This is a genomic window from Streptomyces sp. NPDC031210, from assembly GCF_055570395.1.
On the sequence record NZ_JBVIHH010000002.1, the window covers coordinates 655,082 to 670,627 of the forward strand.

The 15,546-nt window shown below is 70.2% G+C and carries 13 protein-coding genes; 9 read left to right on the forward strand and 4 right to left on the reverse strand.

What is annotated here, in order from left to right:
* Window positions 1-27: 27 nt before the first annotated feature.
* Both ACZ45Z_RS06610 and ACZ45Z_RS06615 read right to left on the reverse strand, forming a co-directional pair.
* Window positions 28-1,242: an alpha/beta hydrolase gene (locus tag ACZ45Z_RS06610; RefSeq protein WP_468357058.1), complete on the reverse strand. Its 1,215-nt coding sequence runs from the start codon at window positions 1,240-1,242 to the stop codon at window positions 28-30.
* Between the two features lie 172 nt (window positions 1,243-1,414).
* On the reverse strand, window positions 1,415-2,101 hold the full coding sequence (locus tag ACZ45Z_RS06615; RefSeq protein ID WP_468357061.1) for a TetR/AcrR family transcriptional regulator: 687 nt from the start codon (window positions 2,099-2,101) through the stop codon (window positions 1,415-1,417).
* Window positions 2,102-2,216: 115 nt separating this feature from the next.
* Here ACZ45Z_RS06615 and ACZ45Z_RS06620 point away from each other — a divergent pair, with 115 nt between their 5' ends.
* Both ACZ45Z_RS06620 and ACZ45Z_RS06625 read left to right on the forward strand, forming a co-directional pair.
* The gene (locus ACZ45Z_RS06620; protein WP_468357064.1) at window positions 2,217-3,818 is read left to right on the forward strand and encodes an MFS transporter; all 1,602 of its coding nucleotides are present in this window, start codon (window positions 2,217-2,219) and stop codon (window positions 3,816-3,818) included.
* A 514-nt stretch (window positions 3,819-4,332) separates the two neighbouring features.
* Window positions 4,333-4,746, forward strand: coding sequence for a peptidase inhibitor family I36 protein (locus tag ACZ45Z_RS06625; RefSeq protein WP_468357067.1), 414 nt, complete (start codon window positions 4,333-4,335; stop codon window positions 4,744-4,746).
* Between the two features lie 257 nt (window positions 4,747-5,003).
* Here ACZ45Z_RS06625 and aceE read toward each other — a convergent pair whose 3' ends face one another.
* Window positions 5,004-7,751: a pyruvate dehydrogenase (acetyl-transferring), homodimeric type gene (gene aceE, locus ACZ45Z_RS06630; RefSeq protein WP_468357070.1), complete on the reverse strand. Its 2,748-nt coding sequence runs from the start codon at window positions 7,749-7,751 to the stop codon at window positions 5,004-5,006.
* Window positions 7,752-8,267: 516 nt separating this feature from the next.
* Between aceE and ACZ45Z_RS06635 the strand changes: the two genes are divergently transcribed.
* The 6 genes from ACZ45Z_RS06635 to ACZ45Z_RS06660 all read left to right on the forward strand — a co-directional run bounded on the left by ACZ45Z_RS06635 (window position 8,268) and on the right by ACZ45Z_RS06660 (window position 12,838).
* Window positions 8,268-8,708: a DUF3052 domain-containing protein gene (locus ACZ45Z_RS06635; RefSeq protein ID WP_468357073.1), complete on the forward strand. Its 441-nt coding sequence runs from the start codon at window positions 8,268-8,270 to the stop codon at window positions 8,706-8,708.
* Between the two features lie 149 nt (window positions 8,709-8,857).
* On the forward strand, window positions 8,858-9,325 hold the full coding sequence (locus ACZ45Z_RS06640; RefSeq protein WP_468357076.1) for a peroxiredoxin: 468 nt from the start codon (window positions 8,858-8,860) through the stop codon (window positions 9,323-9,325).
* Between the two features lie 178 nt (window positions 9,326-9,503).
* The gene (locus ACZ45Z_RS06645) at window positions 9,504-10,079 is read left to right on the forward strand and encodes a TerD family protein (protein ID WP_468357079.1); all 576 of its coding nucleotides are present in this window, start codon (window positions 9,504-9,506) and stop codon (window positions 10,077-10,079) included.
* Window positions 10,080-10,208: 129 nt separating this feature from the next.
* Window positions 10,209-10,784 (forward strand): TerD family protein, encoded by a 576-nt coding sequence (locus tag ACZ45Z_RS06650; RefSeq protein ID WP_468357082.1) that lies wholly within the window; start codon window positions 10,209-10,211, stop codon window positions 10,782-10,784.
* 54 nt (window positions 10,785-10,838) lie between these two features.
* Window positions 10,839-12,002, forward strand: coding sequence for a DUF475 domain-containing protein (locus tag ACZ45Z_RS06655; RefSeq protein ID WP_468357085.1), 1,164 nt, complete (start codon window positions 10,839-10,841; stop codon window positions 12,000-12,002).
* A 98-nt stretch (window positions 12,003-12,100) separates the two neighbouring features.
* Window positions 12,101-12,838, forward strand: coding sequence for a TerD family protein (locus ACZ45Z_RS06660; RefSeq protein ID WP_468357088.1), 738 nt, complete (start codon window positions 12,101-12,103; stop codon window positions 12,836-12,838).
* 60 nt (window positions 12,839-12,898) lie between these two features.
* Here ACZ45Z_RS06660 and ACZ45Z_RS06665 read toward each other — a convergent pair whose 3' ends face one another.
* On the reverse strand, window positions 12,899-14,062 hold the full coding sequence (locus ACZ45Z_RS06665) for a TerD family protein (RefSeq protein ID WP_468357090.1): 1,164 nt from the start codon (window positions 14,060-14,062) through the stop codon (window positions 12,899-12,901).
* Between the two features lie 218 nt (window positions 14,063-14,280).
* Here ACZ45Z_RS06665 and ACZ45Z_RS06670 point away from each other — a divergent pair, with 218 nt between their 5' ends.
* Window positions 14,281-15,453: an HpcH/HpaI aldolase/citrate lyase family protein gene (locus ACZ45Z_RS06670; protein ID WP_468357094.1), complete on the forward strand. Its 1,173-nt coding sequence runs from the start codon at window positions 14,281-14,283 to the stop codon at window positions 15,451-15,453.
* Window positions 15,454-15,546 lie beyond the last annotated feature (93 nt).

Genomic DNA, 15,546 nt, shown 5'->3' on the forward strand with positions numbered 1-15,546 from the left:
CGCCCGGCCGCCGTGGGGCGTCATGGGTCAGGCGAGGTCCGTGGCGCAGCGGGGGTCCGCGCCCGCGCAGTGGACGGAGGTGACCGCGCCGACCCCGACCAGGGCGAAGTTGCGCAGGCTGCCGGTGCCGGGGGCGAAGTAGCCGGCGTGCCCGACGGCGCCGTGGGCGGACAGGACGCGCGAGCCGAAGGACGGATCGACCGGGTCGGCGCCGTGGCCGAGCCCGCCGACCTCCAGATACGGCACGTCCTGGATCCAGTCGTCGGCGTCCCGCATCGCCCAGACCCGGGCACGCGTGCCCAGCCCCGCCACGCTTCCGGCCCGCATGCCGGGGCTGCCGGCCACCGCGATGTCGGTGACGCTGGAGGGCAGGTCGCGGGCGGCGACGCCGCAGACGACGGAGCCGTAGCTGTGGCAGAACAGTGAGACGGAGTCGGCCGGGGGCAGCGAGCCGACCAGTTCCGTCAGCCGGACGGCGCCGGCCTTGGCGAGCTGTCCGGTGGCGGCCTCCACGCCGACGCCGGCCGGCGAGGTGTAGTCGGCCCAGGCGATCACGGCCGTACGGGCGCCGGGCCGCACCTGGCGCTCGGCGTCGTACAAGGAGCGGGCCATGCCGACGGGCGCGGTCGTGGCGCGGGCCGTCCGCTCGAACGTCGAGAGGTTGGTGTCGACCCCGGGGACGACGACGGAGACCCGGCGGGCCTTGGTGAGGTCGCCGAAGACCTCGGCGGCCCGGCCGCCGCCGGCGGGATCGAAGGCGAGGATCCGGCGGCCGCCGCTCCGCAGCGATTCGAGGCGGTGCATCATCTGGCCCGCCTCCTGGCGGCCGACGGGCGTGAGCCGGTGGTCGGTCATCCGCCGCCGCTCGATGGCGCGGGCCTCGTCGATCGCCATCCGGTTGGCGCGGTAGCGCAGCTCTACGGGGGCGCCGCCCATGTTGCCGACGACCAGCGGATAGCGGGCCGCGAGCCGCCGCCGCTCGGAGCGGTCCAGCGAGGAGAAGAAGGCGCGCAGCTTGGTGGGGGTGGCGTGCGGGTCGGGCAGCGGGCGCCCGTGGAAGGTGGCGTGCTGCCAGGCGGCCCGGGCGGTGGCCAGCGGGTTGGCGTCGCCCTTGGTGCCTCTGATGGCCGTCCATCCGGTCAGGGCAAGCATCACGAACACCACCACCAAGGCGAGTGCCGCGCGCCAGGCGGTGGACTGCAGGAAACCGAAGGAAGGCCCGAGGCCCGGGAAAGAAGTCACCGCGGGCCACCCTAGGAGACCGGGCAGGGTGCCCGCTGATCGCGTGATCCATCTCACGTTTCAGGCCGGGTAAATGGATCAAACCGGACAGTTGGCAGGGATTTTCGGTGCTCAGGCGTGCAGAAGCGGTCTCATGAGGCGCGCAAATGATCACGCGAAAGTGGGGCGTTGGTTACTCAGCGTTGACGCGGGCGCCGCCGGGACCGCCCGGCCGCCAGTCGCCCGCGATCGCCGGCGCCATGTGGTCCAGGTAGGACTGCGTCAGTGAGCGGATCGCCTCCACACTGCAGTCCTGCCCCTCGCTCCACACCTTCCCCGCCACCCGCATCACGCCGCTGAACGCCGCGACCAGCACCCGCGGCCGCGGGTCGGCCGCCACGTCCAGCCCCTCCCGCCGGGCGATCAGCCGGGCGATCTCCTCCTCCAGCTCGGAGGAGCGCCGCAGATGCGCGGCGATCAGCGCGGGCGTCGACTCGATCATCTGGTATGAGCGCATGTGCAGCTCCACCGGGACCACCGAAGCGATCGCGTTGCCGATGTCGTCCCAGGCCACCATGACCGCGCTGCGCAGGGCGGTCAGCGGCGCCTCGGCCGCCGGACGGGCCCGCAGCTCCTGGAGGAAGCGGGCCTCGACCATCTCCTGGACGGCGAAGGCGACCTCTTCCTTGTTGGCGAAGTAGCGGAAGTAGGTGCGCTGGGAGACGTCCACCGCCGCCGCGATCTCGTCGATCGTCGTCTCGTCGTAGCCCTGCTCCGTGAACAGTTCGAGGGCCGCGCGGATCAGGGCGTCGCGGGTGCGCTGCTTCTTGCGTTCGCGCAGGCCGCCGGGGGGTGCCGTCTGCGGCGTCGGGGTCGCCATCCTGCGCCGCCTTTCCGAGGTGTTCTCGCTGCTCACGATACCTGTGAGCTAAATGACAGTTACCGACTGATGAATCACTTTGTCAACTGTCAGTGGCTGACATTAGCCTCGGGGTATGAGTTCTCAGACCCCGGTTGCCGACACCGCACCGGAACTTCCCGTAGCGGAGCCCCCCAAGGGGTTGCGCGGCCATCCGTGGCTGACCCTCTTCTCCGTCGCCATCGGCGTCATGATGGTCGCCCTCGACGGCACCATCGTCGCCATCGCCAACCCGGCCATCAAGGACGACCTCGGCGCCTCGCTCGCCGACGTCCAGTGGATAACCAACGGCTACATGCTCGCCCTGGCCGTCTCGCTGATCACGGCCGGCAAGCTCGGTGACCGCTTCGGCCACCGCCAGACGTTCCTCATAGGCATCATCGGCTTCGCCGCCGCCTCCGGGGCCATCGGCTTCTCCGACCAGGTGGCGCTGGTCATCGCCTTCCGCGTCCTCCAGGGCCTCTTCGGCGCCCTGCTGATGCCCGCCGCGCTGGGCCTGCTGCGCGCCACGTTCCCGGCCGAGAAGCTGAACATGGCGATCGGCATCTGGGGCATGGTCATCGGCGCCTCCACGGCCGGCGGCCCGATCGTCGGCGGCCTGCTCGTCGAGCACGTGAGCTGGCAGTCGGTGTTCTTCATCAACGTCCCGGTCGGCGTCCTGGCCCTGGTGCTGGGCCTGGTGATCCTCAAGGACCACCGCGCCGAGAACGCCCCCCGCTCCTTCGACATCCCGGGCATCGCGCTGCTCTCCGGCGCGATGTTCTGCCTCATCTGGCCGCTGATCAAGGCGTCGGACTGGGGCTGGGGCGACGCGAAGACCCTGGGCTTCCTGATCGGCTCGGTCGTGCTCTTCGCGCTCTTCGCCGTCCTGGAGACCAAGGTCCGCGAGCCGCTCATCCCGCTGCGGATGTTCCGCTCGCTGCCGCTGACGGCCGGCACGGTCCTGATGGTGCTGATGGCCTTCGCCTTCATGGGCGGCCTGTTCTTCGTGACCTTCTACCTCCAGAACGTGCACGGCATGAGCCCGGTCGACAGCGGCCTGCACCTCCTGCCGCTCACCGGCATGATGATCGTCGGCTCGCCGCTCGCCGGCGCGCTGATCACCAAGTTCGGTCCGCGCGTGCCGCTGGTGGGCGGCATGGTCCTCACCGCCGTCGCGATGTACGGCATGTCCGGCCTGGACACCGGCACCGGCACCGGCCCGATGTCCCTGTGGTTCGCGCTGCTCGGCCTCGGCCTCGCGCCCGTCATGGTCGGCGCCACCGAGGTCATCGTCGGCAACGCCCCGCTGGAGCTGTCCGGCGTCGCGGGCGGCCTCCAGCAGGCCGCGATGCAGGTCGGCGGCAGCCTCGGTACGGCCGTGCTCGGCGCGGTGATGGCCTCCCGCGTCGACAACGACCTGCCCGGCAACTGGCACGCGGCCGGTCTGCCGCCGGTACCGCCCGCGCAGATGGCCCAGGCGGCCGACGCCGTGTCGGCCGGCATCGCCCCGGTACGGAAGGGCACCCCGCCGGAGATCGCCCAGAAGATCACCTCCGTCGCCCACGACACGTTCGTCTCGGGCATGGGCCTGGCCTTCACGGTGGCCTGCGGGGTGGCGATCGTCGCCGCATTCGTCGCGACCCTCACCAAGCGCGGGGCGAACGCGGAGGCGGGCGCCGGCGTCGGCCACGTCTGACCCGAGCCGGCACCTCCCGCACCACTCGCACTTCCCGCACGACCCGGCGCGCGGCCGGCCGAGGCACTCCCTCGGCCGGCCGCGCGCCGTCGTGCGTCAACCCCGCCTCCCCGGCCCCCGCGCGCGACCACGCGCCGTACGCCTAGGGGCAGTTGGCCGACGGCCGACGAGCACAATCGCTCATTGTGATGACGCGGCGCGGGAACCGGCCGCCGCACCTGATAGCGCGCACCCCGCCGCGCGTCCCCACCGGCCGCACCCCGCGCCCGAGGAACGGTTTCCGCTGCCCGCCCGCCACCGTGGCCCGCGTCAACCGCGCACGCCGCCGGCCCCTCCCGCCGCCCGCCGGGCCGTCCCCCTCGCTGATCCGGGTGGCCCGGGCGCCAGGGCCTTGGCAACCGCGCCGTCCCCTCGCGAAGCTCGGCCGTGCACCCGCCACCGGCGACCGGCCGGCGGCGGCACCATCGCCGGCACGCCCCCGCGAGGGACTCCGGCACACACGGGGGAGACACCCATGCGCATCCGTACGCCGCACACCGCCGCGCTCGTCACCGGCCTGGCCGCACTCGCCGCCGCGCTCACCGCGCCGTCCGCCCTCGGCGTCCCGGCCGCACACCCGGCCCCGGGCGGCCGGACCGCCGCCGCCTCGGGCGACTGCGCGGCCGGGCAGCTCTGCGTCTGGCCGAAGGCGGACTTCGGCGGCCGGCGCCACACCTACGAACTGTCCGACACCGACATCGAAAGCTGCGTCCCGCTGCCCCAGGGCGGCCCCGCGGCCGCGCTCGCCAACCGCACCGGCCGCCCGGTGACGACCTACCAGAGCGTGGAATGCGCCGAGACCGGCGAGTTCGACACCTACCCCGGCGGCGGTAGCTGGGTGCCCCGCTCGCCGTACGCGGTGCGGGCGTTCAAGATCTGGGAGCGCTGAGCGGTGCGGTGCGCGGGCGGCCGCACGGCACCGGGGGGGGGGGGGGGGGGGGAAGGGGGGGGGGGGGGGGGGGGGGGGGGGGGGGGGGGGGAGGGGGCGGGTGGGGTGGGCGTTCCCGCGGGGGGGGGGGGGGGGGGGGGGGGGGGGGGGGGGGTGGGGGCGCCCCGCCCCCCCCCCCCCCCCCCCGCCCCCCGGCCGGCGAGAACGCTGGTCGGGGGGCGCGGGACAGGCGATGCGGCAACCGGGCCGCGGGTGGGTCAGGCGTCGCCGCCGGCCTCGCCCGCCTCGGCGGCCGTGACGTCCAGGAGCTGGTAGCGGTCGATGGCCTGCTTCAGCAGCGAACGGTCGACCTTGCCCTCCTTGGAGAGCTCGGTCAGCACGCTCAGGACGATCGACTGCGCGTCGATGTGGAAGAAGCGACGGGCCGCGCCACGGGTGTCCGCGAAGCCGAAGCCGTCGGCGCCCAGCGACTGGTACGTGCCGGGCACCCAGCGCGCGATCTGGTCCGGGACGGCGCGCATCCAGTCCGACACCGCCACCTTGGGCCCCTCCGCGCCCTGGAGCTTCTGCGTCACATACGGCACGCGCTGCTCCTCCTCCGGGTGCAGGAGGTTGTGCTCCTCGCTCTCCACCGCGTCGCGGCGCAGCTCGTTCCAGGACGTCGCCGACCAGACATCGGCCTTGACGTCCCACTCGTCCGCGAGGATCCGCTGCGCCTCGATGGCCCACGGCACCGCGACACCCGACGCCAGGATCTGCGCGGCGTGCCGGCCCTTGTCGGCCGTCTTGACGCGGTGCAGACCCTTCAGGATGCCCTCGACGTCGACATCGGCCGGCTCCGCCGGGTGCAGGATCGGCTCGTTGTAGACGGTGAGGTAGTAGAAGACGTCCTCGCCGTGCGGGAACTCGGCGCTGGAGCCGTACATCCGGCGCAGACCGTCCTGGACGATGTGCGCGATCTCGAAGCCGTAGGCCGGGTCGTAGGCGACACACGCCGGGTTCGTCGACGCGAGGAGCTGCGAGTGGCCGTCGGCGTGCTGGAGGCCCTCACCGGTCAGCGTCGTACGGCCCGCGGTCGCGCCCAGCACGAAGCCGCGCGCCAACTGGTCGGCCATCTGCCAGAACTGGTCGCCGGTGCGCTGGAAACCGAACATCGAGTAGAAGACGTAGATCGGGATCAGCGGCTCGCCGTGCGTGGCGTACGCCGAGCCCGCCGCGATCAGCGACGCGGTGCAGCCGGCCTCGGAGATGCCGTCGTGCAGCATCTGGCCGGTCGGCGACTCCTTGTAGGCCAGGAGCAGGTCGCGGTCCACCGCCTCGTACTGCTGGCCCAGCGGGTTGTAGATCTTCGCCGAGGGGAAGAACGCGTCCATACCGAAGGTGCGGTACTCATCGGGCGCGATCGGCACGAAGCGCTTGCCGATCTCCTTGTCCCGCATCAGGTCCTTCAGCACGCGGACGAACGCCATAGTCGTGGCGATCTTCTGCTGGCCCGAGCCCTTCTTGGCGGCCGCGTAGACCTTGTCGTCCGGCAGCGCCAGCGGCTTGGCGCGCACGACGCGGGTGGGCACATAACCGCCCAGCGCGTTGCGGCGGTCGTGCATGTACTGGATCTCTTCGGAGTCCGGACCCGGGTGGTAGTACGGCGGGGCGCCGTTCTCCAGCTCCTTGTCCGGGATCGGCAGGTGCAGCCGGTCGCGGAAGCGCTTGAGGTCGTCGGCCGTCAGCTTCTTCATCTGGTGGGTCGCGTTGCGGCCCTCGAAGTTCGGACCGAGCGTCCAGCCCTTGACGGTCTGCGCGAGGATCACCGTCGGCTGGCCCTTGTGGGCCTTGGCCGCCGCGTACGCCGCGTAGATCTTCTTGTGGTCGTGACCGCCGCGGCCCAGGTGCAGGATCTGGTCGTCGGTCATGTTCTCGACCATCGCCCGCAGACGGTGGTCGTCGCCGAAGAAGTGCTCGCGAATGTAGGCGCCGGTCTCGGTGGCGTACGTCTGGAACTGGCCGTCGGGCGTGCTGTTGAGCTTGTTGACCAGGATGCCGTCGCGGTCCTGCGCCAGCAGCGGGTCCCAGCTACGGTCCCAGACCAGCTTGATGACGTTCCAGCCGGCGCCGCGGAACTGCGACTCCAGCTCCTGCATGATCTTGCCGTTGCCGCGGACCGGGCCGTCCAGGCGCTGGAGGTTGCAGTTGACGACGAAGGTCAGGTTGTCCAGGCCCTCGCGGGCGGCGATGGACAACTGGCCGAGCGACTCCGGCTCGTCCATCTCGCCGTCGCCGAGGTAGGCCCACACATGCGACTTGGAGGTGTCGGCGATGCCGCGCGCCTCCATGTAGCGGTTCATCCGCGCCTGGTAGATCGCGCCGAGGGGGCCAAGGCCCATCGAGACGGTCGGGAACTCCCAGAAGTCCGGCATCAGCCGCGGGTGCGGGTAGCTGGACAGACCGTTGGGGGCCTTGGACTTCTCCTGGCGGAAGGCGTCGAGCTGCGCCTCGGTCAGCCGGTCCAGAAGGAACGCGCGGGCGTACACGCCGGGGGAGGCGTGCCCCTGGAAGAAGATCTGGTCGCCGCCGTCGCCCTCGTCCTTGCCCCGGAAGAAGTGGTTGAAGCCCACGTCGTAGAGGGAGGCGGAGGAGGCGAACGTGGCGATGTGGCCGCCGACGCCGATGCCGGGGCGCTGGGCCCGGGAGACCATGACGGCGGCGTTCCACCGGGTCGCGTTCAGGATCTTGCGCTCGATCTCCTCGTTTCCGGGGAAGAACGGCTCGTCCTTGGTCGCGATGGTGTTGACGTAGTCCGTGCTGCGCATCTCGGGCACGGCCACACGCTTTTCGCGGGCGCGCTCGATCAGGCGAAGCATGAGGTAGCGGGCACGTTCCCGGCCTCGCTCATCGACGGCTGCGTCGAGCGAGTCGAGCCACTCCTGGGTCTCTTCGGGATCGAAGTCCGGGACCTGGCTGGGAAGGCCGCCAATGATGATCGGGTTTCGATCGGATCCGGAAGCCACGCTGTTCCTTCGCTGTTCGGGTCGTGTCGTGCTCGGCACGCGATGGATGCTGCGCACGCGGACGAATGCTGTCTCTGCCTTGGTTTCGCGCCGTCTTCCATCGTGTACCGAGTCACTGGGATACGTCATCTCTACCGATGGGTAACCACCGTCCGGGAGATGGGCGCGGAAAAGCCGGTTTCTCAGGTCGGCCAAATCGCAACCATACGCCCATGTCGAAAGTGCTTCGCGTACGGCAGTGCGGCCCCCGAACAGAGGTCCGGAGCGTGGCCGGCGCCCCCCGAAGGGCCCAGTCGCGCGCGACTACCCCACAAACCCGGTCAAACGCTGTGGTGTGAATCACTTGGGCCTGTCCTGGTGGGGTCGTAGTTGCGGCGAGACGCGTCCAATCGTCACCGTTTCGGCGGTCTCGGACCTCGGGTACTTGCGCGATCCGCCCGGCCCGTGTGGACTACGCCCAATGCTCCGCGCACGCGCGGGGTCCAAAGTTTTCCGAAACATGACAGGAGGCAATCCGTGAGCGCGACCGCGGACCACGCGGAGGAGCGGACCAACCCTGCCGCCAGGCTGGGGTTCGAGCCCGGACAGGTGGTCCAGGAGATCGGCTACGACGATGACGTCGAGCAGGAGCTCCGAGAAGGCATTGAGGCCGTGATTGGCCAGGACATCGTCGATGAGGACTACGACGACGTCGCTGACGTCGTCCTGCTGTGGTTCCGTGACGAAGACGGCGACCTCACGGACGCGCTGGTGGACGCCATCGGGCTGATCGAAGAGGGCGGCGCGATCTGGCTGCTGACCCCCAAGACCGGACGCGAGGGCTACGTCGAGCCCAGCGACATCAATGAAGCCGCGCAGACCGCGGGTCTGTCCCAGACCAAGAGCATCAACGCGGGCAAGGACTGGACCGGCAGCCGACTGGTCACCCCCAAGGGGGCCAAGTCCGGCAAGCGCTGACCAGCACCACCTCGACGTTCGCCACCGAGCCCCCTCCGGCCTGATCCGGAGGGGGCTCGGCCCGGTCGCGGAGGCGTTTCCCGGGCGCCCGGCCACGGCACGTAGGGTTGGCCGCGTCCAGTTGAGCGTGAGCGGAAGGCAGGCATCCCATGGCGATCGAGGTCGGCACGAAGGCACCGGATTTCGAGCTGAAGAACCAGCACGGTGAGCTGGTCAGGCTTTCCGACTTCCGCGGCGAGAAGGCCGTCGTCCTCCTCTTCTACCCCTTCGCCTTCACCGGCGTGTGCACCGGCGAGCTGTGCGCCCTGCGCGACGAGCTGCCGCGCTTCGTCAACGACGACGTCCAGCTTCTGGCCGTCTCCAACGACTCCCCGTTCTCGCTGCGCGTCTTCGCCGAGCAGGAGGGCCTGGACTACCCGCTGCTGTCCGACTTCTGGCCGCACGGCGCGGCCTCGCGCGCCTACGGCGTCTTCGACGAGGACAAGGGCTGCGCGGTGCGCGGCACCTTCGTCATCGACAAGGAGGGCGTGGTGCGCTGGACGGTCGTCAACGGCCTGCCCGACGCCCGCGACCTGAACGACTACGTCAAGGCCCTGGACAGCATCGAGACCCTCTGATCCCGGGAGCCGCGCGCGCCGCGGGACCCGCGGGTCCCGCGACGAACGCATCCGTGGCCTTCCGCGGCCGATATCCGCAATCGGCGGGAACCGGTCACTAGGATCAAATCGTTGATCCGATGCCATGCACGATGGGGGCGCAGATCTTTACGTACCCCTCGAATCTATGGGAGGACTCGTGGGAGTCAGCCTCAGCAAGGGCGGCAACGTCTCGCTGACGAAGGAAGCCCCCAATCTGACCGCCGTCCTCGTCGGTCTGGGCTGGGACGCGCGTACCACCACCGGTACGGATTTCGACCTGGACGCCAGCGCTCTGCTGACGAACGACCAGGGCAAGGTCGCCAACGACCAGAATTTCGTGTTCTTCAACAACCTCAAGAGCCCCGACGGTTCGGTCGAACACACCGGTGACAACACCACCGGTGAGGGCGAGGGTGACGACGAGGCCATCAAGGTGAACCTCGCCGGAGTGCCGGCCGACGTCCAAAAGGTCGTCTTCCCGGTGTCGATCTACGACGCCGAGAACCGCCAGCAGAGCTTCGGCCAGGTCCGCAACGCCTACATCCGCGTGGTCAACCAGGCGGACGGCAACGAGCTGGCGCGCTACGACCTGAGCGAGGACGCCTCGACCGAGACCGCCATGGTCTTCGGCGAGCTCTACCGCAACGGCGCGGAGTGGAAGTTCCGGGCCATCGGCCAGGGATACGCCTCGGGCCTGCGCGGGATCGCGCAGGACTTCGGCGTCAACGTCTGATCCAGCGCGACCGCCGCGCCCGGCGCCGTACGCCCCTCCAGGGGAGTGCGGCGCCGTGCGTGCTTGAAAGGGACGAGGCGGGCCGCGCGGGCGCGCGGCCCGTACCGACACCGGGGAGGAAGCGAAAACATGGGCGTCACGCTCGCCAAGGGGGGCAACGTCTCCCTGTCCAAGGCCGCTCCGAATCTCACGCAGATCATGGTCGGCCTCGGTTGGGACGCGCGCTCCACCACTGGAGCACCGTTCGACCTCGACGCCAGCGCGCTGCTGTGCGAGTCGGGCCGGGTGCTGGGGGACGAATACTTCGTCTTCTACAACAACCTCACGAGCCCCGAGGGCTCCGTCGAGCACACCGGTGACAACCTCACCGGCGAGGGAGAGGGCGACGACGAGTCGATCCTGGTGGACCTCTCCCAGGTGCCCGAGCGGGTCGACAAGATCGTTTTTCCGGTCTCGATCCACGAAGCCGATCTGCGCGGCCAGAGCTTCGGCCAGGTCAGCAACGCATTCATCCGCATCGTCAATCAGGCCGACGGCAGCGAACTCGCCCGCTACGACCTCAGCGAGGACGCTTCCAGCGAAACGGCGATGATCTTCGGAGAGGTATACCGCTACAACGGCGAGTGGAAGTTCAGGGCGGTGGGCCAGGGGTACGCGTCGGGCCTGCGAGGCATCGCTCTAGACTTCGGGGTCAACGTTTCGTAAAGGCGCCGCGCGCTGCGCGCGGGGGACCCCACACAGCGAGGGATTGGGTAAGCAGTGCTCCTGAAAACCTTTGGCTGGTCGTTCGCCATCACGGTGCTCGGCCTTGCCTTGGCCGGCGTGCTCTGGGGGTGGCAGGGGCTCGCGATTGTCGGAATCCTGTCCATCCTGGAGATTTCGCTCTCGTTCGACAACGCCGTCATCAACGCGGGCATCCTGCGCAAGATGAACGCCTTCTGGCAGAAGATCTTCCTGACGGTCGGCATCCTCGTCGCGGTATTCGGCATGCGACTGGTATTCCCGGTCGTCATCGTCGCGATGACCGCGAAGCTGGGGCCGCTGGAGGCGGTCAAGCTCGCCATCAATGACAAGGCGCATTACCAGGAACTGGTCACCAGCGCCCATCCGGCCATCGCGGCCTTCGGCGGCATCTTCCTGCTGATGATCTTCCTCGACTTCATCTTCGAGGAGCGCGACTACAAGTGGCTGGCCTGGATCGAGCGGCCGCTCGCCAAAATCGGCAAGCTCGACATGCTGTCCGTGATCATCGCGCTGGTCGTCCTCCTGGTGAGCGCCATGACGGTGGCCACCGACGTCGCGCACGGCGGCGGTGACAAGGGCGCCACGGTGCTGCTGTCCGGCGTCGCCGGCCTCATCACGTACCTCGTCGTCGGCGGCATCTCGGGCTACTTCGAGAGCAAGCTGGACGACGAGGAAGAGGACGAGGACGAGGGAGGGGCCGACGGGGGCGCGGCGGACGCCGCTGTGGAGCCCGCGGCGAAGAAGAGCGGTGGCGGAGGCACGGTCATGGGCCTGGCCGGCAAGGCCGCGTTCTTCCTGTTCCTCTACCTCGAGGTCATCGACGCGTCGTTCTCCTTCGACGGCGTCATCGGCGCCTTCGCCATCACCAACGACATCTTCGAGATGGCGCTGGGTCTGGGTATCGGCGCGATGTACATCCGTTCGCTGACGGTCTTCCTCGTCCGCAAGGGGACCCTGGACGACTACGTCTATCTGGAGCACGGCGCGCACTACGCCATCGGCGCGCTCGCCGTCATCCTGCTCATCACGATCAAGTACGAGATCAACGAGGTCATCACCGGCCTGGTCGGCATCGTCCTGATCGCCCTGTCCTTCTGGTCGTCCCTGGTGCGCAACAAGCGCGAGGGCAGGCCGGGGGACGCCTCGGGCGCGAAGGCGGAAGTCCCGTCCGGAGTGTGACGCGGGGCTGATTGAGGAACGCTCTCTGCGGGGCGGCCACGAGGTGCGAGCCTCGGGCCGCCCCGTTGTGACAGGGGCCGAGCGATGGGGTGGGCAAGGTGTCGTTCCTGGGGAACTGGTGGCGCGGTGGCGCGCCGAAGTACGACAACGGCGGAGCGTCGTATGTCGTCGAACTGACGAAACGCAATCCGGTCATCTCCCTGACCAAACAGGGCGCGGCCACCGGGCATCTGCGGGTCAACCTGCACTGGCAGATGCGCACTTCGGACCTCGGGGAGCGCGGCAACGGGCGCACCGGCAGTCTGCTGCGGCATCCGGGCAAGCTGTTCAAACCCGAGGTCGTGCAGGCCCAGGGGCCGGCCGTGGTCAAGATCGACCTTGACCTGGCCTGCCTGTACGAGCTCAAGGACGGCACCAAGGGCGTGGTGCAGCCGCTCGGCAACTTCCTCGGCGACCTCAACGCCCCGCCGTACGTCCAGCTCAGCGGCGACGACCGGTTCGGCTCCCCGTCCGGCGAGACGCTCTACATCAACATGGACCACCGTGACGAGATCAAACGGCTGCTGATCTTTGTCTACATCTACGACGGCACCCCGGCCTTCGACCGTACGCACGCGATCGTGACGCTCTACCCGAGCAACGGCCCGCGCCTGGAGATCGGCCTCGACGAGCGCGCCCCCCAGGCCCGTTCCTGCGCCATCTTCATGCTGGAGAACAACAAGGGCGAATTCACGGTGCGCCGCGAGGTGAAGTACGTCTACGGCTTCCAGGCGGAGCTCGACCGGCTGTACGGGTGGGGGCTCCAGTGGGGGCGCGGATACAAGACCAAGGTCTGAGGACGGGACGGCCGGGGCCCCCGGCCGTCCCGCACAGGACGGCCGGGCGCTCCCCGGCGGCTAACGGCGTTGGAACTGCGGCCCCTGGGGCGGCAGCACGAACGACGGGTCCGGCACGAAGGGCTGCGGCTGCTGCGGATGGCCGTGGCCGTAGGTCGGCGCCGCGTAGGGCTGCGGAGGCGGGGGCTGTTGCGGATAGCCGTACGCGGGCGGCGCGGGCTGCTGGGGTACCTGCTGGGGCGGGTACGGGCCCTGCTGCGGCGGCGGCCCGGGGTAGCCGTAGGCGGGCTGGGCCGGGGGCTGGGCGGGCGGCGGCGGAACGTTCTGCGGGTAGCCGTAGCCCCCGGCGGGCTGCGGCGGGAACGTCTGGGACCCCGTCGGCGGCGGGGGCGCGGAGACCGGCTCCGCGGAGGAGTCCGCCAGGTGCTGGGTGACGGCACCGGTGTCCGAGAACGCGTAGGCCTGCGTGGCGTCGGGGTCGTGCGCGCCCACCGCGGACGGGGGGCCGGTGGCCTCTTCCGGCCAGACGCTCGGGGCGGGCGTGCCGGGGGCCGGGGGAGGCGGGGACGGGGGAGCGGCGGAGTGGTCGGAGGTCGGCTCCGGGGGCGCGTCGGGGGTGGCCGGCGCGTCGGCGGCGGCCGCCTCGTCGGAATCCGCCGGGCCGGTGGCCTCGGAGTGGTCGCTCTCCTCCACCGTGATCCCGAACTCGGTGGCCAGCCCCACCAGTCCGCTGGCGTAGCCCTGTCCCAGCGCCCGGAACTTCCAGCCCTCGCCGCGCCGGTACAACTCCCCGCAGATCAGCGCCGTCTCGTCGCCCGTCTCCGGCACCACCTCGAAGACCACGAGCGGCTCCCCGCCGCTCGCCGACGCGTCGTAGAGCATCACCCGCAGGTCCGGGACGAGCGCGAACGCGCCGCCGTCCGAGGACGCGGTGAGCACGACCCGGTCCACGGCCGCGTCGAGGGTGGCCAGATCCGCCTCGATGGTGTCGGCCATGCCGTCGTCGAGGCGGGACTTGGGCAGGTGCCTGACCAGGCCGCCGGGGTGCCGCGGCTGGTTGTAGAAGATGAAGTCCTCGTCGGAGCGCACGCTTCCGTCGGGCCCCACCAACAGCGCCGAGGCGTCGACATCAGGGACGCCGGCGCCGGGTGTCCAGCGCAGGACGGCCCGTACGGCCGTGGCGTCGAGGGGTACGTTCGACCCTTTCAGCATCGCGTGCGTCATGCCGCAATCCTGCCTTCCCGGAGGTCGCAGGGACAACGCGGGGGCCCGCACGGCTTCGACGGGCCGCTCGCGCGGACACCCGGGCGACCCGAGTGGGTAACGAGATTTTCATGCGCCGGGGAACCAACCACACCCCGGCGCACGTACGATTACCGGCTGGATCCAGACAGCGAGACGTAGCGGGGGTGCCCGGGTCCCGCATGCATACGGGGAGTTATATGCGGCATTTTGGGCATCTTGCGCCCGATATCCGGAAGGAATTGTTCCACCAGGAGCCGGCGGAGTTCACCGCCGATTCCCCCGCCCGCACGCTCGCGGTGGCCCTCGGCGCGACCCTCTACAGCCCGGCCACCCGCCCGCAACTCGCCGGTGACGTCCTCAAACAGGCCGGGCGTGGCGTGGTCTCCATGGTGCTCTGCCTGGAGGACTCCATTGGCGACGGGGACGTCGAGGCCGGCGAGGAGAACCTCGTGCGGCAGTTCGCCCTGCTCGACGAGGCGGCCGAGGGCGGCACGGACCTTCCGCTGCTGTTCATCCGCGTCCGCGCGGCCGATCAGATTCCGGATCTCGTACGCCGCATCGGGCCCGCCGTACGCCGGCTGTCCGGATTCGTACTGCCGAAGTTCACCGAGGAACGCGGAGTGCCGTTCCTGGACGCGCTGGCGGTGGCCGAGACCGTATGCGGCCGCCGGCTGTTCGCCATGCCGGTGCTCGAATCCCCGGAGCTGATGCACCTGGAGAGCCGGGCCGAGACCCTGCGGGGCATCGCCTGGACCGTCGACAAATACCGCGACCGGGTGCTCGCGCTGCGCCTCGGCGTCACGGACTTCTGCTCCGCCTACGGGCTGCGCCGCGCCCCCGACATGACGGCGTATGACGTGCACATCGTCGCCTCCGTGATTTCCGACGTGGTCAATGTGCTGGGACGGGCGGACGGTACGGGCTTCACCGTCACCGGGCCCGTATGGGAGTACTTCCGCTTGCACGAGCGCATGTTCAAGCCACAGTTGCGCCGCAGCCCGTTCCTCGGCCGGGCCGAGGAGCTGCGTACCGCGCTGATCGAGCACGACATGGACGGGCTGCTGCGCGAGATCGAACTGGACCGCGCGAACGGGCTCCAGGGCAAGACCTGCATCCACCCCTCGCACGTCGCGCCGGTGCACGCCCTTTCCGTGGTCAGTCACGAGGAGTTCACCGACGCCGCCGACATTCTCCGGCCCGAGCGGTGCGACGGCGGAGTCATGCGCTCCGCTTACACGAACAAGATGAACGAGGTGAAGCCGCACCGCGCCTGGGCGGAGCGGACCGTGCTGCGCGCCGAGGCGTTCGGCGTCGCCCGGGAGGGGATCGGCTTCGTGGAACTGCTGGCCGCGAGCCTCCCGCAGACTTAGCGGGGCGCAGCCGTGACCGCGCCCGGTCCACATGGCCGGAAACAGACGGACACAGACCGGGCGAGACGGCCGACGACACGGGGAAGACACGGG

Excerpts from the sequence above, each read along its gene's own strand:
- ACZ45Z_RS06650 (WP_468357082.1), top strand. The coding sequence starts at position 10,209 with ATGGGCGTCACGCTCGCCAAGGGGGGCAACGTCTCCCTGTCCAAGGCC.
- ACZ45Z_RS06620 (WP_468357064.1), top strand. The coding sequence starts at position 2,217 with ATGAGTTCTCAGACCCCGGTTGCCGACACCGCACCGGAACTTCCCGTA.
- ACZ45Z_RS06665 (WP_468357090.1), bottom strand. The coding sequence starts at position 14,062 with ATGACGCACGCGATGCTGAAAGGGTCGAACGTACCCCTCGACGCCACG.
- ACZ45Z_RS06625 (WP_468357067.1), top strand. The coding sequence starts at position 4,333 with ATGCGCATCCGTACGCCGCACACCGCCGCGCTCGTCACCGGCCTGGCC.
- ACZ45Z_RS06670 (WP_468357094.1), top strand. The coding sequence starts at position 14,281 with ATGCGGCATTTTGGGCATCTTGCGCCCGATATCCGGAAGGAATTGTTC.
- ACZ45Z_RS06615 (WP_468357061.1), bottom strand. The coding sequence starts at position 2,101 with ATGGCGACCCCGACGCCGCAGACGGCACCCCCCGGCGGCCTGCGCGAA.
- ACZ45Z_RS06640 (WP_468357076.1), top strand. The coding sequence starts at position 8,858 with ATGGCGATCGAGGTCGGCACGAAGGCACCGGATTTCGAGCTGAAGAAC.